Annotated in this window: 23 protein-coding genes, 1 tRNA gene and 1 other RNA gene; 9 read left to right on the top strand and 16 right to left on the bottom strand. The window is 43.8% G+C overall.

Going from position 1 to position 22,356, the window contains the following annotated elements; all coding sequences use genetic code 11:
- Window positions 1-11: 11 nt before the first annotated feature.
- The 5 genes from D7D50_RS01680 to D7D50_RS01700 form a co-directional block, all read right to left on the bottom strand.
- A complete protein-coding gene (locus tag D7D50_RS01680) occupies window positions 12-1,313 on the bottom strand; it encodes a PTS sugar transporter subunit IIC (protein WP_120701317.1) in 1,302 nt (433 codons plus the stop codon).
- 11 nt (window positions 1,314-1,324) lie between these two features.
- Window positions 1,325-1,633: a PTS sugar transporter subunit IIB gene (locus tag D7D50_RS01685; RefSeq protein WP_013904534.1), complete on the bottom strand. Its 309-nt coding sequence runs from the start codon at window positions 1,631-1,633 to the stop codon at window positions 1,325-1,327.
- 13 nt (window positions 1,634-1,646) lie between these two features.
- A complete protein-coding gene (locus D7D50_RS01690; protein WP_048691622.1) occupies window positions 1,647-1,970 on the bottom strand; it encodes a PTS lactose/cellobiose transporter subunit IIA in 324 nt (107 codons plus the stop codon).
- Window positions 1,971-2,136: 166 nt separating this feature from the next.
- The gene (locus tag D7D50_RS01695; RefSeq protein WP_048717591.1) at window positions 2,137-3,108 is read right to left on the bottom strand and encodes a sugar-binding transcriptional regulator; all 972 of its coding nucleotides are present in this window, start codon (window positions 3,106-3,108) and stop codon (window positions 2,137-2,139) included.
- Between the two features lie 14 nt (window positions 3,109-3,122).
- Complete coding sequence (locus tag D7D50_RS01700; protein WP_048717589.1) at window positions 3,123-3,866, bottom strand: DeoR/GlpR family DNA-binding transcription regulator; 744 nt, start codon at window positions 3,864-3,866, stop codon at window positions 3,123-3,125.
- A gap of 130 nt (window positions 3,867-3,996) precedes the next feature.
- On the opposite strand from D7D50_RS01700, the gene D7D50_RS01705 reads away from it, so the two are divergent.
- A complete protein-coding gene (locus D7D50_RS01705; protein ID WP_006595065.1) occupies window positions 3,997-4,773 on the top strand; it encodes a glycyl-radical enzyme activating protein in 777 nt (258 codons plus the stop codon).
- A 114-nt stretch (window positions 4,774-4,887) separates the two neighbouring features.
- Here the strand turns inward: D7D50_RS01705 and D7D50_RS01710 are convergent, their stop codons facing one another.
- Complete coding sequence (locus D7D50_RS01710) at window positions 4,888-6,783, bottom strand: M13 family metallopeptidase (RefSeq protein WP_120701318.1); 1,896 nt, start codon at window positions 6,781-6,783, stop codon at window positions 4,888-4,890.
- A gap of 148 nt (window positions 6,784-6,931) precedes the next feature.
- Between D7D50_RS01710 and D7D50_RS01715 the strand changes: the two genes are divergently transcribed.
- The 4 genes from D7D50_RS01715 to tpx all read left to right on the top strand — a co-directional run bounded on the left by D7D50_RS01715 (window position 6,932) and on the right by tpx (window position 10,019).
- On the top strand, window positions 6,932-7,654 hold the full coding sequence (locus D7D50_RS01715; protein ID WP_120701319.1) for a metal ABC transporter ATP-binding protein: 723 nt from the start codon (window positions 6,932-6,934) through the stop codon (window positions 7,652-7,654).
- The gene (locus D7D50_RS01720; RefSeq protein ID WP_120701320.1) at window positions 7,651-8,493 is read left to right on the top strand and encodes a metal ABC transporter permease; all 843 of its coding nucleotides are present in this window, start codon (window positions 7,651-7,653) and stop codon (window positions 8,491-8,493) included. Before D7D50_RS01715 ends, D7D50_RS01720 begins: the two co-directional genes overlap by 4 nt.
- 11 nt (window positions 8,494-8,504) lie before the next feature.
- Complete coding sequence (locus D7D50_RS01725; RefSeq protein WP_120701321.1) at window positions 8,505-9,437, top strand: metal ABC transporter substrate-binding protein; 933 nt, start codon at window positions 8,505-8,507, stop codon at window positions 9,435-9,437.
- A gap of 87 nt (window positions 9,438-9,524) precedes the next feature.
- Window positions 9,525-10,019: a thiol peroxidase gene (gene tpx, locus D7D50_RS01730; protein ID WP_040802778.1), complete on the top strand. Its 495-nt coding sequence runs from the start codon at window positions 9,525-9,527 to the stop codon at window positions 10,017-10,019.
- 109 nt (window positions 10,020-10,128) lie between these two features.
- On the opposite strand, the gene D7D50_RS01735 is transcribed toward tpx, so the two are convergent.
- Window positions 10,129-11,154, bottom strand: coding sequence for a DUF3114 domain-containing protein (locus D7D50_RS01735; RefSeq protein WP_120701322.1), 1,026 nt, complete (start codon window positions 11,152-11,154; stop codon window positions 10,129-10,131).
- Window positions 11,155-11,294: 140 nt separating this feature from the next.
- Here D7D50_RS01735 and D7D50_RS01740 point away from each other — a divergent pair, with 140 nt between their 5' ends.
- On the top strand, window positions 11,295-11,948 hold the full coding sequence (locus D7D50_RS01740) for a metal-dependent transcriptional regulator (protein WP_120701323.1): 654 nt from the start codon (window positions 11,295-11,297) through the stop codon (window positions 11,946-11,948).
- A 293-nt stretch (window positions 11,949-12,241) separates the two neighbouring features.
- Here the strand turns inward: D7D50_RS01740 and dtd are convergent, their stop codons facing one another.
- The 9 genes from dtd to D7D50_RS01785 all read right to left on the bottom strand — a co-directional run bounded on the left by dtd (window position 12,242) and on the right by D7D50_RS01785 (window position 20,582).
- On the bottom strand, window positions 12,242-12,685 hold the full coding sequence (gene dtd / locus D7D50_RS01745) for a D-aminoacyl-tRNA deacylase (RefSeq protein WP_120701324.1): 444 nt from the start codon (window positions 12,683-12,685) through the stop codon (window positions 12,242-12,244).
- 205 nt (window positions 12,686-12,890) lie between these two features.
- The gene (locus D7D50_RS01750; protein WP_006595074.1) at window positions 12,891-15,110 is read right to left on the bottom strand and encodes a RelA/SpoT family protein; all 2,220 of its coding nucleotides are present in this window, start codon (window positions 15,108-15,110) and stop codon (window positions 12,891-12,893) included.
- 251 nt (window positions 15,111-15,361) lie between these two features.
- Window positions 15,362-16,111 (bottom strand): 16S rRNA (uracil(1498)-N(3))-methyltransferase, encoded by a 750-nt coding sequence (locus D7D50_RS01755; RefSeq protein WP_120701325.1) that lies wholly within the window; start codon window positions 16,109-16,111, stop codon window positions 15,362-15,364.
- Window position 16,112: 1 nt separating this feature from the next.
- The gene (prmA, locus tag D7D50_RS01760; RefSeq protein ID WP_120701326.1) at window positions 16,113-17,063 is read right to left on the bottom strand and encodes a 50S ribosomal protein L11 methyltransferase; all 951 of its coding nucleotides are present in this window, start codon (window positions 17,061-17,063) and stop codon (window positions 16,113-16,115) included.
- 10 nt (window positions 17,064-17,073) lie between these two features.
- Window positions 17,074-17,973: a GIY-YIG nuclease family protein gene (locus D7D50_RS01765; RefSeq protein WP_174705349.1), complete on the bottom strand. Its 900-nt coding sequence runs from the start codon at window positions 17,971-17,973 to the stop codon at window positions 17,074-17,076.
- A complete protein-coding gene (locus D7D50_RS01770) occupies window positions 17,970-18,404 on the bottom strand; it encodes an NUDIX hydrolase (RefSeq protein ID WP_120701327.1) in 435 nt (144 codons plus the stop codon). The genes D7D50_RS01765 and D7D50_RS01770 overlap by 4 nt, the downstream gene beginning before the upstream one ends.
- A 49-nt stretch (window positions 18,405-18,453) precedes the next feature.
- Window positions 18,454-18,996, bottom strand: coding sequence for a hypothetical protein (locus D7D50_RS01775; protein WP_120701328.1), 543 nt, complete (start codon window positions 18,994-18,996; stop codon window positions 18,454-18,456).
- Window positions 18,997-19,019: 23 nt separating this feature from the next.
- The gene (locus D7D50_RS01780; protein WP_120701329.1) at window positions 19,020-20,093 is read right to left on the bottom strand and encodes a site-2 protease family protein; all 1,074 of its coding nucleotides are present in this window, start codon (window positions 20,091-20,093) and stop codon (window positions 19,020-19,022) included.
- An 18-nt stretch (window positions 20,094-20,111) separates the two neighbouring features.
- Window positions 20,112-20,582, bottom strand: coding sequence for a DUF3013 family protein (locus tag D7D50_RS01785; RefSeq protein WP_120701330.1), 471 nt, complete (start codon window positions 20,580-20,582; stop codon window positions 20,112-20,114).
- A 114-nt stretch (window positions 20,583-20,696) separates the two neighbouring features.
- On the opposite strand from D7D50_RS01785, the gene D7D50_RS01790 reads away from it, so the two are divergent.
- The 3 genes from D7D50_RS01790 to D7D50_RS01795 all read left to right on the top strand — a co-directional run bounded on the left by D7D50_RS01790 (window position 20,697) and on the right by D7D50_RS01795 (window position 22,303).
- Window positions 20,697-21,968: a replication-associated recombination protein A gene (locus D7D50_RS01790; protein ID WP_061564669.1), complete on the top strand. Its 1,272-nt coding sequence runs from the start codon at window positions 20,697-20,699 to the stop codon at window positions 21,966-21,968.
- Window positions 21,969-22,034: 66 nt separating this feature from the next.
- Window positions 22,035-22,228: non-coding RNA, 6S RNA (ssrS, locus tag D7D50_RS10400), on the top strand.
- Window positions 22,229-22,230: 2 nt separating this feature from the next.
- A tRNA-Lys gene (locus D7D50_RS01795) sits at window positions 22,231-22,303 on the top strand.
- The last annotated feature ends 53 nt before the right edge of the window (window positions 22,304-22,356 follow it).

Consider the following 22,356-nt stretch of genomic DNA (forward strand, 5'->3'; position numbering starts at 1 on the left):
TAATAAACGCACTATTTTTCAGCTTGTAATTCGTTGTTATAGGCAAGATTATCTTGGAATTTGAAGAATGGGAAATATACGACAGTCGAGGTTGCAAGAACTAGCACTTGAACGAAAGCACCTTGCCAACCTCCAACCATAAATCCAGAAATAATGGCTGGTGTACTCCAAGGAAGGGTCACACCTGAGAATGGATGCATGAACCCAATAGCAATTGAAGTATAAACAATTATCGCTGCTAAAATTGGAACGATAATAAATGGAAGGAACATCACTGGGTTCATTACAATTGGGAAGCCAAATACGACGGGTTCATTAACATTGAAGATTGCAGGAAAAGCTGCAACTTTCCCAAGTGCCTTATATTGTTTTGACTTAGCAGCAAATAACATAGCAATAACCAAACCAAAGGTTATACCTGATCCAGACAAAATAAGGAAACTATCTAGGAATTGTTGGGTTACAATGTGGGCACCATTTTCAACGGATAGCTTCCCAGCTACCAACATTGATTTATTGGCATCCAGGTTAGAAAGTAGCAAGGCTGTTACTACCCCATTGACAACTGATTGTCCGTGCACACCAAACCACCACAAGAATGAAATAAAGAAGGCAATTCCAATCGCTCCGTAAAGTGATCCTGTTAGACCTTGTAAAGGAACCTGAATGACATCATAGATCATTTCAATGAAGGTACCGCCACTTGTCACTACTTTTGATAAGATATAGACAATCATTGATAGTAAGAAAATCACGAAAGCAGGAATCATCGCTTCAAATTGTTTGGCAATGGCTTGAGGTACTTGTTCTGGCATTTTAATAACAATATGTCTTTGGATAAACACAGTATAAATCGCACCAACTACCAGACCAATAATAATAGCCCCAATAATCCCTTGACCACCAAACCATACTTTTGCAATGGCATCACCAATCGGTTCTCCCTTAGCTGGTACATAAGAAGATTTTAACAAGATAAAGAATGAAGATAGGGACAAAACTCCTGCTGGCAAAGGTTCTACTCCACTGTTTTTAGCATATGAATAACCAATGGAGAAGCAAGAAATTAATCCCATGATGGCGAATGTTCCTGAATAAACCTGCATAAATGGCTCTGTCCATGTATCGCCAAATACACTAGCAATAGCCTGGTTAAGACCTTCAAATGGTAATTGCCCAATAATCAGAAACAAACTACCAACTACCGTTAATGGAAGGATCGCCAACATCCCATCTTTAAGAGCAATAATTCCTTTCATGTTTACAAAACGCATGATTGGAGCGATAATTTTCTGAGAATTAAAATTAGACATGGGAAGCCTCCTTATTTTTCTCCTAGCAATTCTAGAGCTAGATTTAGTACTTTCTTACCATCCAACATCCCATAATCTGCCATAGGGATGACAGCAATAGGAATATGGTTTGCCTCACAAATCGCTTTTGATTTATCCAAAGTATAAGCTACTTGAGGGCCCAACAATGCAACATCGATTTCTGGGGCAAAATCTGCTAATTTCGCTTGAGAATAGGCATCGATCTCAGCATCAATCCCTAATTCCTTAGCCGCCACCTTCATATTATTTACCAACATTCCTGTTGAAAATCCTGCTGCACAAAACAATCCAATTTTCATCTTCTTTTCCTCCTTATTGTTTCGCTGAAAGTTCTTTACGTAAGTCAATCATTTCTTTAATCAAGTTAATCTCTGTGATTGAAGTCATTAAGTGATCTTGTGAGTGCACAAACAGAGCTGTAATATCTGTCTTTGTCCCACCTGCTTCCTGGGCTAAAAATTGTGTTTGCAGGTTATGCGCTTCTAGCAATGCTGCATCTGCTTTTGCAATTTCGCCTTCAGAAGATGTAAAATCGCCCTCCTTAGCATATGATAAAGCTTGGTAAATATGCTGTTTAGCATCACCCGCATTTAAAATCAATCCCATAATAATTTGGTCTGCAACAATTATTTCCATGTGCACTACACTCCTTTGTCAATCTACTGAAAGCGCTTTTTCTATTGTCAATATACCATTTATATTTTTGCCGGTCAATAAAAACCGCAACATTTGATTGTTGTTTTTGATTTTTGCACATTTGTGCTTTTTGACTCAAAAAAATAAGGACCGCATTCCTGCTGTCCTATTTTTTAGTAAATTGCTGATCACCATCTAATTCTAAGACTTTTAAGATCGTTGCTTCATCTGTGACTAAATGATTGATATAGTTGGCTTTCAAAACCGATAAAATTGCTTTTGCTTTCTGATCACCGTAGGCCAAAGAGATGGTGTTTGGTACCTTTCTCAATTCCTCTAATGTGATTGATATTGTTCTTTCCTGTAATTCAGGATAAACTGGGATACCTTCTTGATCAAAGAAACGACAGCATACTTCTCCTACAGCATGTTCTGACTCCAATTTCTTAAAATCATTCGATGTCAGCATATCAAACCACTGAGGATTCTTGCTATCTGCATAGCCACCAATCCCTACAGCCGCAACATCCAAACAACGCCAACTAGCTTTCAAATCCTCAAAATACTTAGAAGATAAGATGCCTTCCGTCACCTCAGAATTTTCTTGAATGACACTCGCGTTTATAAAATGACATTCCCCATGAAATTTACTCGCCATACTGTAGATCAGCGTATTGACATGGTAGCGAGCATGAATATGACTGGGACCTCCAGCTAGGGGATAAAACTGAACACCATCCAAGCGCTTCGTTCCAACTTGTTCTACCATTAATCTGAGAGACTTGCCCCATGAAAATCCGACTGTCATTCCATCTTCAATCAAATTACGAAGCATGACCGCACTTGCTTGCGCCAGTCGCTTTTCAAGGCTTTCTCGAGGCTCATCAACTAGATTCGGTATAATCTCAATAGCTTTTAAGCCATATTTTTGTTTGATATAATTTTCTAAATGGAAGAGGCGAGTATCAAAGTTTTCGATTTCAATTTTTACTACGCCCTCTTTCTTAGCTTCTGCTAGCATTCTGCTGACAGTTGTACGGTAGATTCCAGTTTCTGCTGCGATTTGCGATTGACTTTTGTCTTCAACATAGTATAGATAGGCTAATTTAGCAAGTAACTTTTTCCGTTCATCTTTCAATTGGCTTCTCCTTCTTATACTAAGGTTAAAATCGTTTGCGAATCCTCAAGTTTTTCTTTCGCTTCTTGAGATATATTCTTATCTGTTATGACTCTCGAAACTTGTGAAAGTGCAAATCGTCTGACAGTTCCACATTTCCCAAATTTACTTGAATCTGTTAAGACAATCACTTCTTTAGAAACATCGGACATAGCTTGAACAACTTCACTTCTCATCATATCTTTCCCAGTAAAGCCAAGTTCGTCATCATATCCGTCTACCCCTACAAAAGCAAAGGGAACTCTAAACGAGCGGATTAATTCTTTCAAAAGCGGACCTACAGTCACTCTCGATTCTTTTTGAAATTCACCACCAAGTAGGATGATTTTACAAGAATCATATTCCTGAATATAATCTGCAATAAAGTAAGAATTTGTCACAATCTTGACATTCTTTTTTGTTTGGCAAATTTCTTCCGCTAGCAAAGCACATGTAGAGCCCGATTCAATCAAAACCGTGTCGTTATCCTTAATTAATTTAGCAGCTTCCCTGGCTATTCTTTTCTTGGTATCATATTGAAAGGACAATCGAACATTGATATCATCTCCACTATTTAAAACAGCATAGCCGTGTTCTCTATGCAATAATCCTTTGGATTCTAGCTTGTCCAAATCCTTTCGAATGGTCACTTTAGAGACTTGTAATTTCTCAGACAAGCTATTAACATCAATCTTTTCAAATTCCGATACTAATTTCAATATTTCATCTAAACGTTGCATTGTTTTTACCTCTTTTCTATTTTAGCAAATTTTCGAGTGAATTCAAAACAAAATAAACTTTCGTTCGTAATTGAATTAGTTTCTTAAATAATGTATAATGGACTTACTAGATTGATAGGAGAGCAAAAATATGGAACAAAATCGTGGCATAATCTTTAATATCCAACACTTTAGTATCCATGATGGCCCTGGCATCCGAACTACTGTATTTCTAAAAGGATGTCCTTTACGTTGTCCATGGTGCTCCAATCCTGAATCCCAGCGTGCAAATCCTGAAAAAATGTTGGATGCTGTTACTAAAAAGGAAACCATCACAGGAGAAGAAAAAACAGTTACAGAAATCATAGATGATGTCTTAAAAGACGTTGACTTCTACGAAGAATCTGGTGGTGGCCTTACTCTGTCTGGTGGAGAAATCTTCGCTCAATTTGAATTTGCCAAAGCAATCTTAAAAGCTGCGAAAGAAGTTGGACTTCATACTGCAATCGAAACGACAGCTTTTGTTGAACATGAGAAATTTGTCGATCTCATTCAGTATGTTGATTTTATTTATACAGATCTTAAACATTACAATACACTTAAACATAAGAAGGTTGTCGGAGTCAACAATCATCTGATTATTAAAAATATTCATTATGCCTTTGCTCAAAACAAAACAATCGTTTTACGTATTCCAGTCATTCCTAATTTCAATGACTCTTTAAACGATGCTGAAGAATTTGCTTCTCTTTTTAATTCTCTCGATATAGATGAAGTACAACTTCTCCCATTTCACCAGTTTGGAGAAAACAAATACAAGCTTTTAGGACGTCGCTATGAAATGGAAGGAATAAAAGCCCTGCATCCAGAAGATTTATATGACTACCAGCAAGTTTTTTTAGATCATGACATTCACTGTTATTTCTAATACACTCAAAAATCCCCAAAGCTAGTTTCAGTCAACTGAAACTGGCTTCGGGGATTTTTAGTTTTTTTCACGAGCGATCAAGAAAATCAATCAATTGCTTAACTGAAGTCGAGACTACCAAATAATTACACGATCCTCTGGTGCGCGCCACATGCCATCTCCTTCTTTGACATCAAAGGTTTCAAAGAATTCGTCAAAGTTTGGCAATTGAATATTGGTACGGAGTTTTCCTGGTGCGTGGACATCAACACTTGCGAGGAGTTGCATGTACTCTGTCCGAGCTTTCATGCGCCAGATGCGAGCAAAGTTGGTGAAGAATTCTTCTGCTGAGAAATCTTCCTCTTTCTTCGCTGCTTCAAGGGCTGCAGCGATACCGCCGAGGTCTGCCACGTTTTCAGAAACGGTCAATTTCCCGTTGATCTTGGCACCGTAGGAGTCTTGTCCTTCAAACTGATCGATGACTTTTTGAGTCCGAGCGGTAAAGGCTTCGTAATCTTCTGGCTTCCACCAGTCTTTCAAGCTACCGTGCTCGTCAAAGGAAGCACCATTGGTGTCAAAGGCGTGGGAGATTTCATGGGCAATGACTGCACCGATTCCGCCATAGTTAGCTGATGATGATTGGTGAAGGTCATAGAAAGGTGCTTGGAGAATCGCTGCTGGGAAGACGATTTGGTTCTGTTGCGGATCATAGTAGGCATTGACCATATTAGCTGGCATGTGCCACTCGCTCCTATCGACTGGTTGGTTCCACTTGCTCCAGACATGCTCGATGGAAATTTGAGCCAATTTTTGAGCATTTTCCACCAAGGTCTTGCTCTCGTCGATGATCTTTTTGGCATACGTTTCTGGTAATTTTTCAGGGTAGCCGATATGTGGTGTGATGACATTGAGCTTGACAATGGCTTTTTCACGAGTTTCAGGAGCGAGCCAATCCGCTTTTTCTAAGCGATCCTTGTAAACCTCAATCATGGTCGCTACTTTATGCTCTACGTCTGCTTTCGCTTCTGGTGAGAATTTTTCGCCCGCATACCAGAGTCCAAGCGCTTGGCTATAAGGCCCTTCCGCCAAGGCCAGAGCGGCTTTTTCTTTCGGACGTGCTTCTGGTGTCCCTGTAATCGTACGGCTATACTCACCAGATAAGACACGGATTTCTTCAGTCAAGAAAGACGTCCAAGAAAGAGCTGCACTGAGTTTCAACTTGGCATGAAGGGTTTCCCAGTTGGCTGCTGAGTAGAATTTTGGCGCAAATTCCTTCCAGAAGCGCTCTTCTGGAACAATGATAGTATCTGGCGTTTGCCCGATCACTTCTGTAAAGAAGGTATCGAGTGGCAATTCTGGAACCAAGGCCTTGAAATCTGCCCACTCATAAGGATGGTAGAGTTTGTTGTACTCGGATTTTTCTTCGTTTGACAAGACATATTTGGCCAATTCTGCATCGGCCGCAATCACCTTATCCAGGATATCTTTGATTTCTTCCTCTGAGAAATCAAATTTTGCCAAGAGCTTTTCAACCATTTGACGCCAAACAGCCAATAACTCTGGGCCTTTTTCATTGCCTTCTTCATAGTAGGTCGTATCAGGCAAGATCAAACCGAGTGCTTCTCCCCATAAGACATTCATTTGGGCATTCATAAAGTCTGGTGATACGCTAAATGGCAAGAGATTTGGTTTGCCAGCTAGTTCATAGGTGCCTAACTTGCTGGTATAGTCTTCAAAAGAAGACAAGGCCTTAATTTCATTGATCAAAGGCATAGCTGGAGCGACACCAGCTGCTTCCCGCGCATCAAAATCTGCCACCATTTTATGGTATTTGACAAAGTTTTGCAGAATGCTGTCTTCAGGCAGCTCTTCTCCCCGTTGCCATTTTCCGGTAATATCCAACATCAAGTTTTCGATGTCTTGGATCAAGTCCATAAAACCACCAGTTGACGGTTTATCATCAGGAATCACTGCTGTCTCAGCCCATTCCCCGTTGACGTAATCATAAAAATCATCTTGTAAACGTACCATGATCTTCTCGCTTTCATTCTTTTCTAATAACCTTATCAAAAATAGGTCTATTTTTCAATGATCACAAGAGATTTAACCTAAATTATTTTAAAAATTAACTTGACTTAATTTTTTTATTTATGTATATTAATGGTAAAGGAGCAAAATCATGATTCAAATTGAACATCTAAGTGTTGCCTACCAGCAAACACTGGCCTTGGAAGATCTTTCCCTCACCATCCAGGGGCCAACCATCCTAGGAATTCTTGGGCCCAACGGAGCTGGGAAATCAACCCTGATCAAGGCCATGCTAGGACTTCTCCCTCATTCGGGAAAGGTCCAGCTCGATCAAAAAGACCTCGGCCAAGTTCTTCAACGAGTGGCCTACGTCGAACAGAAATCCGCTATTGATTTCCACTTCCCCATCACGGTGCGGGAGTGTGTCTCACTGGGTCTCTATCCCCATCTTTCGATCTTCAAGAGAAAAAGCAAAGAGGATCTCCAAAAGGTGGAAAATGCCTTGAAACTTGTCAATCTTCTTGATCTAGCGGATCGCCAGATCGGCCAGCTTTCAGGAGGGCAATTCCAACGGGTCCTGATCGCCCGCTGCTTGGTCCAAGAAGCAGATGTCATCTTTTTGGATGAGCCCTTCGCAGGGATTGACTCTGTCAGCGAAGACATCATCATGCAGACCCTCCAGACCTTGAAAAAAGAAGGCAAGACCATTCTGATCGTCCATCACGACCTCAGCAAGGTCCCAGCTTACTTTGACCAGGTCCTCCTCCTTCACCGCAAGCTGATTGCTTTTGGGAAAACAGAGGAAACCTTTTCCAAGGAGAATCTGCATGCAGCCTACGGCCATGAACTTTTTATAGGAGGTGAAATCAGATGATTGCAGAATTTATCGATGGATTACAACAATTTCATTTCCTCCAAAACGCTCTCATTACAGCTATTGCCATCGGGATCGTCGCTGGTGCAGTCGGATGTTTCATCATTTTGCGAGGCATGTCTCTCATGGGAGATGCCATCTCACACGCGGTCCTTCCAGGTGTGGCCCTTTCCTTTATCCTGGGCATCAATTTCTTTATTGGCGCCATTACCTTCGGGCTTTTAGCTTCCATCCTCATCACCTATATCAAGAGCAACTCCATCATCAAGAGCGACACGGCGATTGGGATTACCTTTTCTTCTTTCCTCGCCTTAGGAGTCATTCTGATCGGAATCGCTAAAAGTTCCACCGACCTTTTCCACATCCTCTTTGGGAATATCTTGGCCGTGCAAGACCAGGATATGTGGATGACTATCGGTATTGGGGTGGCGGTCTTGCTGGTGATTTGCCTGCTCTTTCGACCCTTACTGCTCACATCTTTTGACCCCGTTCTGGCTCAGTCCATGGGCGTCCGGGTCAAGGTCTATCACTACCTTCTCATGGTGCTCTTGACCTTGGTTTCTGTCACTGCTATGCAGAGTGTCGGGACCATTCTCATCGTCGCCATGCTCATCACACCCGCTGCGACGGCCTATCTCTATGCCAACAGCCTCTGGTCCATGATGCTCCTTTCATCCGGATTAGGTGCTCTTGCCTCCATCCTGGGACTCTTTATTGGCTATAGCTTCAACATCGCCGTCGGGTCTTGTATCGTCCTCACTTCTGCCATCTTCTTTCTCATCAGCTTCTTTATCGCTCCTAAGCAGAGAAAGAATAAGCACGCTCTTTCACCTCATTAAAGGAGAAACACATGAAAAAAATCGCTTCTGTCCTCGCCCTCTTTGTAGCGCTCTTATTCGGCCTGTTGGCCTGCAGCAAAGGCACTTCTTCCAAGTCCTCATCCGATAAATTGAAGGTGGTTACCACCAACTCCATCCTTGCCGATATCACCAAAAATATCGCTGGGGATAAAATCGAGCTACACAGTATTGTACCTGTCGGTCAAGATCCCCACGAGTACGAACCGCTCCCAGAAGATGTCAAAAAAACTTCACAAGCAGACCTCATCTTCTACAACGGCATCAACCTCGAAACCGGCGGCAATGCTTGGTTTACCAAATTGGTCAAAAATGCCAATAAAGTAGAAAACAAGGACTATTTCGCTGCCAGCGATGGCGTAGAGGTCATCTACCTGGAAGGCCAAAACCAAGCTGGAAAAGAAGACCCTCACGCTTGGCTCAATCTCGAAAACGGGATTATCTACGCTAAAAACATTGCCAAACAATTAATCGCCAAAGATCCAAAAAATAAGGACTTCTACGAAAAAAATCTAGCAGCCTACACTGAAAAACTCAGCAAGCTAGACCAAGAAGCCAAGCAAGCATTCAATAACATCCCAGCAGACAAGAAGATGATCGTAACCAGCGAAGGTTGCTTCAAGTACTTCTCCAAAGCCTACGGCGTCCCATCTGCCTATATCTGGGAAATCAACACTGAAGAAGAAGGGACACCTGAACAAATCAAAACGCTGCTAGAGAAATTGCGTCAAACCAAAGTACCGTCCCTCTTTGTCGAATCCAGTGTCGATGAGCGTCCTATGAAAACTGTGTCTAAGGATAGCAATATCCCTATCTTTGCAAAGATCTTTACTGACTCGATTGCCAAAGAAGGCGAAGAAGGCGACAGCTACTACAGCATGATGAAATGGAATTTGGAGAAAATCGCAGAAGGTTTGAACAAATAAGGTTTCAAACTCATTAGATTCTCAAACAAATCAGTGGCTCTTCCCCCTTCATTGATGTACAATGAAAAGAAAAAAGGAGTCTTTGCTATGACAACATTTTTAGGAAACCCTGTTACCTTTACCGGATCTCAACTTCAAGTTGGCGATACTGCTCATGATTTTTCACTGACCACTCCTAACTTGGAGAAAAAATCTTTGGCTGATTTTGCTGGGAAGAAAAAAGTTCTTAGTGTGATCCCATCTATTGACACAGGTATCTGTTCTACTCAAACACGTCACTTCAACCAGGCCCTCTCTGACATGGAAGACACTGTCGTCTTGACGGTTTCCGTTGATCTTCCTTTCGCCCAAGGCAAATGGTGTGCTGCTGAAGGGATCGAAAATGCCATCATGCTCTCAGACTACTTCGACCATTCCTTCGGAAAAGCCTATGGCCTCTTGATCAATGAATGGCACTTACTCGCACGCGCTGTCTTGGTCCTAGATGCGGACAACAAGGTCACTTACGTCGAATACCTCGACAACATCAACAGTGAGCCCAATTACGACGCTGCAATCGAAGCCGTCAAAGCACTTGATTAAACGAAAAAGAGGTCTGCGACCTCTTTTTACTTTATCTATAAAATCTGTTCAGAAACTTTCCTTAAGTGAGTTTCTAAGAGTCCTTTTTCTTCAATCCAAAAGAGGACTACTATAAAATCCGATGGAGCCCATTCTTGAGTAAAAGTCGCCAGCGTAAGCGTGGGATGCCTCTGAGGAAACTCCGCACGCGCTTTGCTACTTGTTGCTTATAGCTCTTGCCTCCTTGTGCAAAGGTTCCCTTCCGACTCCAGTAGCCTTCAATACTGCGATCATTCTTCGGAGCTAGATAGCGAACACCTTGCTGATAGAGAACCTGCTTGCGAAATGGCGGATCCCAAAGTTTAACAGGATCAATATCCAAGTCCTTATGGGTCCGGCCCTTGGCTAAGCCATAGTTGAAACTGGCTCCATTGACAATGCCATTTTCAGAAATCTGATTCGGATCCACTTCATTGAGAAACTGGCCACCCTGATCCAGGATATACTCTGTATGGAAGTTGAGTAAGACCTTAAAATTCAACTGGGCCTGAGCACGAGATGGGAAGGCGAGCTGTCCGTCTTGATCCACATAGACCTTATTATGGAGACGAGCCGCTGCATAAGCATCGATTTTAATTCTTTTTGTCTCCTGCAAGTAAGCTTGTAGCGCCTCTTCATCCGTCTGTCCAGTTTTGGCATAATGCTCCCGAATCCACTGGGTCTGATAGGCAGAGAGCAGATAGCGGAACTGGTGGACCTGGCGTTTTAAGAGCTGGTCTCCCTCTTTGCTAGCCAATGGATCCTGGGCAAATGCTACTTGGACCACTCTTGAAAAAGAAGACCAAAAAGGTGAATGAGGGGGGCAATCTGGCCAGAACCGCTTCAGTAAGAAGGCGGTCTCCTCACAGGTCCCCGATAAATCCCGTGGCATGAGACAGAGGTGCATGACCCCTCTTAAGAGGGCCTGGGCACGGCTTTCCGTCAACCCTTGCAGTTCTCTCTGCCACATCTCTTGGAAAAGAGGGCTGGCAAAGACGAAGACAGAGCGGTAACAGTCTTGCCTTCTTGCTTCATCTTCGCAAGACTGCAGTCGTTCTTCTAAGTAGCTGAGACCTCTGGTCGTCCAGCCCAGTTTTTCCAATTCCAATCGCTGCATTTGCACCCTCCTTTCCACATTGCTTTTGGTTTATGCTTCTATACTATCATCTTTCACCCTCCCAGACAATTCCTATCCACTGGCCAAGCCATTTTGCGCTTTTTTTGATATACTAAAAGGAGCGAAGAAAAGAGGACCCTATGACACCAAATAAAGAAGATTACCTCAAGTGCATCTATGAAATCGGCACGCAACATGAAAAAATTAGTAACAAAGAGATTGCGGCCCGGATGCAGGTTTCGCCTCCAGCCGTGACTGAGATGGTCAAACGCATGATCTCGGAGAATCTCCTCATCAAGGACAAGACCCACGGCTATCTGCTCACCGAGCTCGGCCTCCAAACGGTTTCTGATCTCTTTCGCAAGCACCGCTTGATCGAAGTGTTCTTGCTCAAAAAACTTGGCTATACGGCCGAAGAAGTCCATGAAGAAGCTGAAGTGCTCGAGCATACTGTCTCCGACCGCTTTATAGATAAACTTGACCAAATGTTAGACACTCCCAAGACCTGCCCCCACGGAGGAACCATTCCACCTAAAGGACAACTTCTCATTGAGGCTTACCAGGACCGTTTGAGTGATGTCAGCGAACTGGGAACCTATCGTTTGCAAAGAGTCCAGGATAGCTTTGAATTGCTGAATTTTTTAGACCAGATCCAACTGACCATTGGAGATGACATTCTCTTCAAAGGCTACGACGATTACACTGGCCTCTATCAGCTCCAGATCAAAGACCAAGACATCCAGATCAATCATCTGATTGCCCAACAACTTTACATAGAAAAAAATGCCCTTTGATTAAGAGCATGTCAGATTGAAGAAATAGTTTTCCTAGAAACTTTCCTTAGGTGAGTACGGACGTCAGCGAACTTCTACGAAGTTCCATGACTTAGTTTTGAACCTAAGGTTTCAAAACTCCCGAGTGCTTGAAACAACAATGTTTCAAGCATTTTTCTCACGGCGGAAAGTTTCGGATTTACTTCGACAACTCAAAGTAATATAAGGATTTTTTTGAAAAATTATCCAGCTATCCTAAGTAAAAAGTAATTTGTCTACATTCAAACAAGCCCTTTAATCAAGGGCTTGTTTTTCTATGGATTTTTCGTATCGAGGATGATAGTCACTGGGCCATCATTAATGAGTTCGATTGCCATATCTGCAGCGAAGATCCCTCGTTTGACAGGGACTTCCTTTTCTAACAAATCATTGAAGTCATCGTAGAGCTGGCTGGCCATCTCTGGTTTAGCCGCCCCAATAAAGGCTGGACGATTGCCTTTTTTTGTCTGGGCAAAGAGGGTAAACTGCGAAACAGATAGGATTTCCCCTTGAATATCCTTGACAGATAAGTTCATCTTCCCTTCTTCATCCGAGAAAATCCGCATTTGCGTGACCTTCCGCACCGCGTACTCCAAATCCTTTTGGTCATCCTCAGGTCCCACTCCCACTAAGAGCAGAAGCCCATCCTGAATCTGACTATAGACTTGACCATCAATAGAAACCGAGGCCCTTTTGACCCGTTGAATTACTAATTTCATCTTATTATCCTATTTTAACAATCTATTGAGCATTCACTGCTACCTTCAAAGAAAATCGACATCAGACAAGGCAGTGAGACGCAGGCAGACTATCCGAAAACCAAAGGCTGTTCAGGTGCTTTTAGGGCAAGGCAGCGAGACGAAGACAGTACTGAAGTACGGCGAGGCGAGCTAACGAAGCAATAAAAGATAACTGAGCAGCCGACTAGCCGTTGGTACGCTTAACAGAGTACACCTCCGGCACACTCTTAATCTTATCCACAACCGTTGTCAACATAGACAGGTTTGGAATCCCGAAGGAAATGTGGATATTGGCAAATTTCATATCTTTGGTTGGTTGGGCATTGACAGTTGAGATCATCTTAGCCGTATTAGAGAGGACTTGAAGGACATCATTGAGAAGGCCTGCACGGTTGAGGCCGTAGATATCGATATGGGCGATGTAATCCTTGGTCGTGTTATTGTCTTCCCACTCGACGTCGATCAAGCGTTGCTCGTAGTTGTCTTGGGCCCGCAGATTCATACAGTCTTGACGGTGAATGGCAACCCCACGTCCTTTGGTAATGTAACCGACAATTGTATCTCCTGGGACGGGATTGCAACACTTAGCAATCCGGATCAAGAGACCAGAAGCCCCTTGGATGACCACGCCACCTTCATGGCGGACCTTGAGGGTGTCTTTTTTGTTTTCAACCTTGACTTCGCCGCCTTTGACCAGCTCCTCAGCTTCTGCACGCGCCTTGGCCTTTTCCTCTTCTCGACGCTCTTCCTCCGTCAAACGATTAAAGACAGAGATGGCTCCGATTTCTCCAAAACCGATGGCCGCAAACAAGGCCTCTTCGGTCTTGTAGCTGGTCTTTTGCAAGACCTTGTCCATGTGTTTCTTATCCATGAACTTGTTGGCAATCATATCATGCTCATGAAATTGGGCCATGAGCAACTCTCGTCCACGGTTGATCGAGAGTTCCTTGTCTTGGTTCTTAAAGAATTGGCGGATCTTATTGCGGGCCTTGCTGGTCTTGACGATATTGAGCCAGTCACGACTTGGTCCAAATGAATTTGGATTGGTGATGATTTCAACCTGGTCACCCGTTTTCAGCTTGGTAGTCAAAGGAACCATACGGCCATTAACTTTGGCACCAGTCGCTTTTTCCCCGATCTTGGTATGAATCTCATAGGCAAAGTCAATCGGTCCAGAATCCTTTGGAAGAGAACGAACCGCTCCATCTGGGGTAAAGACATAAATCTCTTCTGCCAGATAGTTTTCTTTGACAGTATCAACAAATTCCTTGGCATCATCCGCCTGGTCTTGGAGTTCCATCATCTCCTTGATCCAGTTCATCCCAATAGCCGATTCTTTGCTGTTGACTTGGCCCTTAATCCCTTTCTTATAAGCCCAGTGTGCCGCAACCCCGTACTCAGCAACCTCGTGCATTTCCTTAGTACGGATCTGGAACTCAATAGGACCTTTGGGTCCGTAGACAGTGGTATGAATAGACTGGTAACCATTGGCCTTGCGGTTGGCGATGTAGTCCTTGAAACGGCCTGGCATGGGCTTCCAGAGTTCGTGGATATAGCCCAGCATAGCATAGACATCGCTCGGTGATTCCAGGATACAGCGAATGGCAATCAAATCATAGATTTCATCAAAGCGCTTCTTCTTATCCTGCATCTTGCGGTAGATGGAGTAGATATGCTTAGGACGACCATAGATTTTCCCATAGAGGTGGCGTTCTGCCGCATAGGACTCGATCTTTTGGACAACTTCTTCTACCAAGGCTTCCCGCTCGCGACGCTTCTCCTTCATCATATGGGAAATTTTGTAGAACTCGACTTCGTTCAGATAACGGAAGGATAGATCTTCCAATTCCCACTTGACGCTGGAAATCCCGAGACGGTGGGCTAGTGGTGCATAGATTTCCATGGTTTCCTGGGAAATCCGTTCTTGCTTGTCCTTGCGTAAATGCTTCAAAGTCCGCATGTTGTGCAAGCGGTCTGCTAGCTTGACCAAGATGACACGGATGTCCTGAGACATGGCCATGAGCATCTTGCGGTGGTTCTCTGCTAGCTGCTCTTCATGGGACTTGTATTTGACCTTCCCGAGCTTGGTCACTCCATCAACAATCACTCGGACATCGTGTCCAAATTCGCGTTCTAAATCATCCAGGGTCGCGTCTGTATCCTCGACAACGTCGTGCAAAAAACCACAGGCAACCGTCACAGCATCCAACTTCAATTTTGCCAAAATGCCGGCAACTTGAATAGGGTGGATGATATAGGGTTCACCTGATTTACGGAATTGCCCACTATGGCAGTCGACTGCATAAAGGAGAGCTTTTTCTACAAATGCAACATCCTCTCCCGACAAGTATTTTTTGGTAAGGGCAATAACCTGGCCCCCTGTTAAAGGTTCTTCTTTCGGCATCTAGTTTTCTCCACTTTCTTGCCTTCTATTCTATCACTTTTAGCTCTATATGAAAACTAGTCCGATTGACTTTCATGCTATTTGAAGAGCTTTCCAGCACTATCAGCCAGAAATCCCGAACGTAGGTTCCCTTTTTATACAAATACTCCATTTTTTATAAAAAATTCATTAATTTGTAATATATAAAAAATAAGAAAACGAATAAATTCTGAACAAAATAAGATATAAAAGAAACGCGTGAAGGTCTACCTTCACGCGTTTTTCATTAATTCCGTGACAACACTCACTGCGCTAAGAGCGTAGAGTGGGGCTGTTTCTGCTCGTAGGATGCGAGGCCCAAGTCCAGCGAGAATCGCTCCTTTAGCTACAAAAGATTCGATTTCTGCGGGTGACAGACCTCCTTCTGGACCAAAGATAAAGAGCAGTTTAGCTCCCTTCTCGAGTCCAGTAACTGCCTGCAAGAGCGCAGCAGCTTCTCCTTCTTTAGCCGACTCTTCATAGGTCACTACGATGCGGTCAAACTGGCTCAGTTGTGCTAGAAAATCTGCCTTTTTCTCAAAAAGGGTGATGCTTGGGACAAAGTTGCGCTTGCTTTGCTCGGCTGCTCCAAGGGCGATTTTTTCTAGTTTCTCGACTTTTTTCCCTAGTTTTTTACCGTCCCATTTAGCAACTGACCAGTCTGCAGGGAAGGCCCAAATCTGACTGGCACCTAGTTCCGTCACCTTTTGAGTGATAAACTCCAACTTATCTCCCTTGGGAAAACCAGATGCGATGATCACTTGGACTGGCAGTTCCACATTGTCAGCTAATTCTTTGATTAGCTCCAACTGACGCGCCTCTACATTTAGCACGCGCGCCAAACGCTTAATACCATCATCAAAAACTAAGGTAACCTCGTCCTCTTCTTTCAAACGCATGACCTGAAACATGTGCTTGCTGGTCTCCTTGTCCTCGATAGTGATAGGTGAGCTAGCCAAACCTTTTACAAAATACTGTTGCATGCTAGCCTCCAATCACACCGGAGATATCCTTGGTCTTCTTGAAGACACAGGCATTCCACTCCCCTTGAATCATATGGGTTTCAAGGAAAAATCCAGCTGACTCAGCTGACTCACGCACCATGTCCCACTTGTCCTTGATAATACCACTCATGATGAGGTAGCCTTCATCCTTGACCAAGCGATAAGCATCCTCCGTCAGATGAATGAGGATATCCGCCAAGATATTAGCCACGATAACATCTGCCTCAATTTCCACTCCTTTAAGCAAATCGCCTGGGGCTACATGGATGTTTTCCATGCCCGGATTGAGCTCAATATTTTCCTGAGCGACGCGAACCGCCACATCATCCAAGTCATAGGCGAAAATCTCCTTGGCACCTAGAAGTGAGCTTGCAATAGAAAGGACACCTGAACCTGTTCCCACATCTAGAACCGTTTCCCCACCACGAAGAACCTGCTCCAAGGCAAAAAGACTCATCTTGGTCGTCGGGTGTGTTCCGGTCCCAAAGGCCATCCCTGGATCTAGCTTGATAATCTTCTCGCCAGCTGTCGCTTCATATTCTGTCCATGACGGAACGATGGTCAAGTCATGGGTGATACGAGCTGGTTCATAGTATTTCTTCCAATTATCTGCCCAGTCTTCCTCAGCCAAAGCAGTCGTGCCAATCTTGACCTCACCCAAATCCATAAAGTCTGTCAATTCTGCCAGGCGAGCCTGCAAGTCTGCCTCAACCACTGCCACATCAACAGTATCAGGATAGTAGGCGGTCACTACGATTTCTTCTTGCTGTTCGACCTCTGGGAAAATTTCACCAAAACGGTCGACATTTCCCACATAGTCCATGCTGTCTTCAATCGCAACACCTTGGGCACCTAGCTCAATCAAGAGATTGGAAACCAATTCCTCTCCCTCACGCTTCACTGTAACTTTTAACTCTTGCCATGTTTCCATCTGATTCTCCTTAACACTCTATCAATTCTTCTAATTCTTTTAAGGGCTTGCCGTCCTTATTTTTCCAATCCGTTCGTCCATTCGTATTCATTCCTAGTACAAAAGCAGCTGCATAAGATGGACTGGAGAACAGTTGCTTTTCTTGTAAAACACCATCTTTAATCACATTTGACTTGATTAATTCCTTACGCAATTCTTTTAGGCTTGCTGGTATTGCGGGTGAATCAACCTCATCCACTTGACTGCCTTCTAAAACAACAAAACCTTCCGAAGTCTGTTCACAGATGGCTTCAATCATTCGATTTGATTTCTTTGTTTTTCGCTTCAAATAGAGATAAGTTGAATTTTCATCAGAAACATTCTGATCCGTTTTCTTGGTCATAGGAACAAACACTCGGTACCCTAAGGTTCCTACAATCATCAAAGTATTTTCTACAACCTCATCCAACTCAGACTGCTTTTCTTCTGTTACATTCCCAGAATTGGGCTCATTCCCATTTTTTACAATGAAGCGCCCCGCGTCCTTTGCTAGTTGTGTAAATTTATTTTCCAAGTAACTAATTTCTGTAGGACCAAAGGAATTATTCTGCGTCGTCAAAATAATCACATCATTAAAATAATCTGCAGGATTATCACGAGTATGTTCCTGGACACGTAAAAGGACACCCTCACCGTTTTTGCGATTCGTAGCCTGCCCGATGTAGGTAACATCCTTTTGCTTATCCTCATCACGGCCAAATAAGAAATAAATGCCACTTTGCTTCATTTCATCACGTGATTTTAAATCCGCCAATTGAATTCGAGGAATTTTATAAATCACACCGGTCCAATTTGACAAAGTACATTTGATTTTTCCTGTCACTTCGCCATCCATGAGAAACATGTTAATATTTTTACTACGCTTCATCATTTATCCTTCTCCACATAATCTCGTACTCGTTCTTGCAATTGAGGTACAACCCGATCTGATGTCAAAAACTCTTCAATGCTGACTAATTTGTAGCTCTGGCCCTCGTCTCCAAAGATGATACTTTCGAACTGTTCCTGCGTCAACTTCCCAACTAAAAAGACAGATTTCTTGTTCTCATCTAGCATACTGGGGTAGATCCAAGACCAGATTACGTCATCTTTCGACAGTTGGATATTTAATTCTTCATAGACTTCACGCGCCACACACCCAAAGGGGGTCTCATCCTCTTCACGACCACCACCTGGCAACTCCCACATGTTGGGACAAGGGATATCGTCCTTGTCATCACGTAAGATAGTCAAGACCTTATCCCCACAAATCAAGGCAATCTTGCAACATTGGAAATCCATTCTGCTATCTAATAATTCCATGATATTTACTCTTTTCTATGATAACAATTACTCTCTAGGAAAATACAAGCTAGCTTTCTTCAATCACCTTTTGGCACTCTGCATCCCAGTACGCCCGCCATCTACCATGGTTTTTTGCAAAATAAACCGTAAACTCATCATTTACATAATCGGCAACATAGCGAAGATTAGGAGGATTTTCATCAAAACTTAATATCCAAGGATGGAAGTAAAAGGTTTTCTCCCACCTCTTCTGAGTATAGCCGAGATTCTTGGCAAACTGAGGGATAGGTTGTTGCAACTCGCTTTCCAAATAGGACTGAATGGCATTGTCAAAACTATTCAAACGAGGTAATAGTTGCTTAAACTGATCTTCCTCCTCAATTTTGAAATCACCTATGAACTCAAATTCTGTAAAGTCTATAGAAAATTCAAATAATGTGATTTTACCATCCTCAACATAGTGCCCATCTTCATCAACACAACAACGAGTTCCTGACTTCAATACTCGCTCAAAATCTAAATCCGCAAAGCGATTGCGGGGAAGGATCGACTCACGTTTTTGAGATTTTTGGGATTTTTTACTAAATAACCGCTTAAATTTCTGAAGCATCGGACAGCTCCCTTTCCTATTTCTCAGCTCACCTGAGTCTCTTCTTCCTGTATGGCTTGTTCCAACTCATCTAACCACTGCTGGTAATAAGCTTTCTCATCCCGCAGCATGCGACTCACATCCATCTTCTGTCTGGCAAGCTTGATCGCCTTGTGGGTCTGGGCCAAATCTTTCTTGACCTTAAATTGATACCAGGCTTGGACCGCCTGTATATTGGTCAATTTCATTGATAAAAAAGACTTAACTCGTCGAATGGTCGCGTACTCCTCTGCTTTTTCATGATTTCCTTCCAACAAGGCGATATGCAGTAGGGACAACTGGGCGGCCGTTTGAATCACCGGATTATCTGCCCTCTCCAGTAAAGCCTGAAACTGCTCTTTAGCTGCCTCTCGATCGCCCTCTAGGATCAAGACTTCTCCCTGAAGGGCTAAGGCACCCTCCACAAAGCCTCCTCGGGCCTCCTCAGGAACAGGTCCAACAAAGTCTTTTAGATCGTAGTCTTCTGGCGCTAGCAGGGTCTGAGCAGAATGGCGGAGTCCGAGATAGGCATAGGTTACATTTTCAGGATGGTGCATCAATTCTAAAATTTTGGCTCCATCTGTAATCCCAAGAGGGAGAACATTGGCCAAAATGAAGGAGAGATTGAGACAAATCCATGTGCCTGCAAAATACCAACTCTGTGTCAGAACGCCAAAGAGGATGGATAAGATGAGTAAGGTCAAATGAACCAATATCCCACCTGAGAGCATCAAGATCATTCGTTGATCACTTTCATCCTCTTTTAGTCCAATATACTGGGCGCCGACATTTTTCAGAACTGCCGTGTGGCTAAGACGAAACTTTCCTTCCTTTTTAGTCAGGAGGAAACTTCCCAAGCCCAAAGCGACGAGGCGATAGCCCGTCAGATAGCCACAGAAAGCATGCCCCAGTTCATGAAGAATAAAAATGAGGTACATGCTACCAAAAGTGAAGAGATAGCCCGGTACAAAAACCAGTTGAAAGCCTAAATCCGTAAAGGCAATCGTCCCCAAGGCAAAAGCCCCCATCAAGAGCAGAAAGGACAGGCCGTAAACCAGGTAAGTCCCAATTTTCTTCATAAAATCTCCAACCAACTCCTAATATCTCGGATAAGGATAAAATTCTCCCTCTTCCAAGCCAACTTTGCCTTCTTCAAAGACTTCTTGGTTCCAGACGATCTCAAAGCTCTCTGCTTCTTCGTCTGCTAAGAAATCCATGAGGTCATCCAAGGCCAGCTCGGCTGTATCCTTTAGGAAGGTCGCAAAATAAGCTAGAAACTCCCGAGACAAGCCTTTTTTCGGCTCATAAGGAATCGCCGTTAAATAGGCATCTTCTTCCACATGCGACTTGGCTGGATTGTAGAAGATGACGGCTTCTTCAAAGAAGATATCCTCGTCAGACTCCTCCCCCGACTCATCGACCAAGGCAACTCCTCCTGTGTTTTGCACTTCCAAGAGAAAAGCCACTTCTACTGCATGATTTTTCTTATCCCAATTGATCTCAAAGTCAAAGGGAAAGACCTTTTCCATTTCCTCTTCTAAAACATCCAAAAATCCATATTTAGACATCGTGTCCTCTTTCTAATTTCCCACTCTTAGAGCGGAATATGATACAATAGTTACTACAATCTTACCATAAAAACTGCCTCTTTTAAAGGAGACAAAGCTAGAAAGGAGACCCTCATGCCGGACAATCTCGCCCTGCGCATGCGCCCCAAAACCATCGACCAGGTTATCGGCCAAGAGCACCTCATCGGGGAGGGGAAAATCATCCGTCGCATGGTGGAGGCCAACCGTCTCTCGTCCATGATTCTCTATGGTCCTCCAGGGATTGGCAAGACCAGTATTGCTTCTGCCATCGCAGGCACGACCAAGTATGCCTTTCGGACCTTCAATGCAACCGTCGATAGTAAAAAACGCCTGCAAGAGATTGCAGAGGAAGCCAAATTTTCAGGTGGCCTAGTCTTGCTCTTGGATGAGATCCATCGCTTGGACAAGACCAAACAAGATTTTCTCCTGCCTTTACTCGAAAGCGGTCTGGTCATCATGATCGGTGCCACGACCGAAAATCCTTTCTTCTCCGTGACGCCGGCCATTCGCAGTCGGGTGCAGATCTTTGAGCTGGAACCCTTGACCAATGAACAGGTCAAAGAGGCAATCCAGTTGGCACTGAGCGACCCTGAGCGGGGCTTTGACTTCCCTGTTACCCTCGATGAGGAAGCCTTGGATTTCATCGCTACTTCGACCAATGGAGACCTGCGTTCTGCCTATAATTCTCTCGATTTAGCTGTCCTCTCTACCAAGGAGGGGGAGGATGGCATTCGCCACATCAGTCTCGACATCATGGAAAACAGCCTCCAACGGAGCTATATCACTATGGACAAGGACGGAGACGGTCACTACGATGTCCTCTCTGCTCTACAAAAATCCATCCGCGGATCCGATGTCGATGCTAGTCTCCACTACGCCGCACGTTTGATCGAAGCGGGAGATCTACCCAGCTTAGCCCGTCGCTTGACGGTCATTGCCTACGAAGATATCGGTCTGGCCAATCCAGATGCCCAGATTCATACAGTGACAGCCCTTCAGGCAGCGGAGCGCATCGGCTTCCCCGAAGCCCGCATCCTCATCGCTAACATCGTCATCGACCTGGCCCTTTCGCCTAAGTCCAACTCGGCCTACGTCGCCATGGACAAGGCCTTGTCTGACCTCCGGAAATCGGGCAATCTTCCTATCCCTCGCCACCTCCGTGACGGTCATTATGCTGGAAGCAAGACCTTGGGAAATGCCCAAGACTACAAATACCCTCACAATTATCCTGGAAATTGGGTCCAACAGGACTACCTACCAGACAAGCTTAAGGGGGCATCTTATTTCACTCCCAATGAAAATGGCAAATACGAGCGAGCCCTAGGGGCGACAAAAGAGAAGATTGATCAACTCAAGAAAAGGTGATATCGGTTCCAAAAAATTGAGATTTTCCCTTGAAATTTTTTTGAAATATGGTATCATATACATATAGAAACGCTGTGGTGTACGACTTCACACTTAAGTGTTGACCGACTATTTTTTGTATTATTAGGGAAACAAAGGACTTCTAACAGCATGCAGGCCGTATCACGCGGAAGCAGCTTCAGTTAGAGCAAGTTGCCCACCTGCTTAATTGCGCGGGTTCAATACAAACCGTGAAGTTTCGGCACCAATACAGCTTTTTTTTGCCTCCTTAGCTCAGTTGGTAGAGCAGTAGACTCTTAATCTATGGGTCGCAGGTTCGAGCCCTGCAGGGGGCATCTAAATCAACAGGAAAAAGCCTTGATTTAAAAGGCTTTTTTGCTTGTCTATA

Origin of the sequence: Streptococcus koreensis, assembly GCF_003627135.1 — a bacterium.
GTDB classification, from domain to species: domain Bacteria; phylum Bacillota; class Bacilli; order Lactobacillales; family Streptococcaceae; genus Streptococcus; species Streptococcus ilei.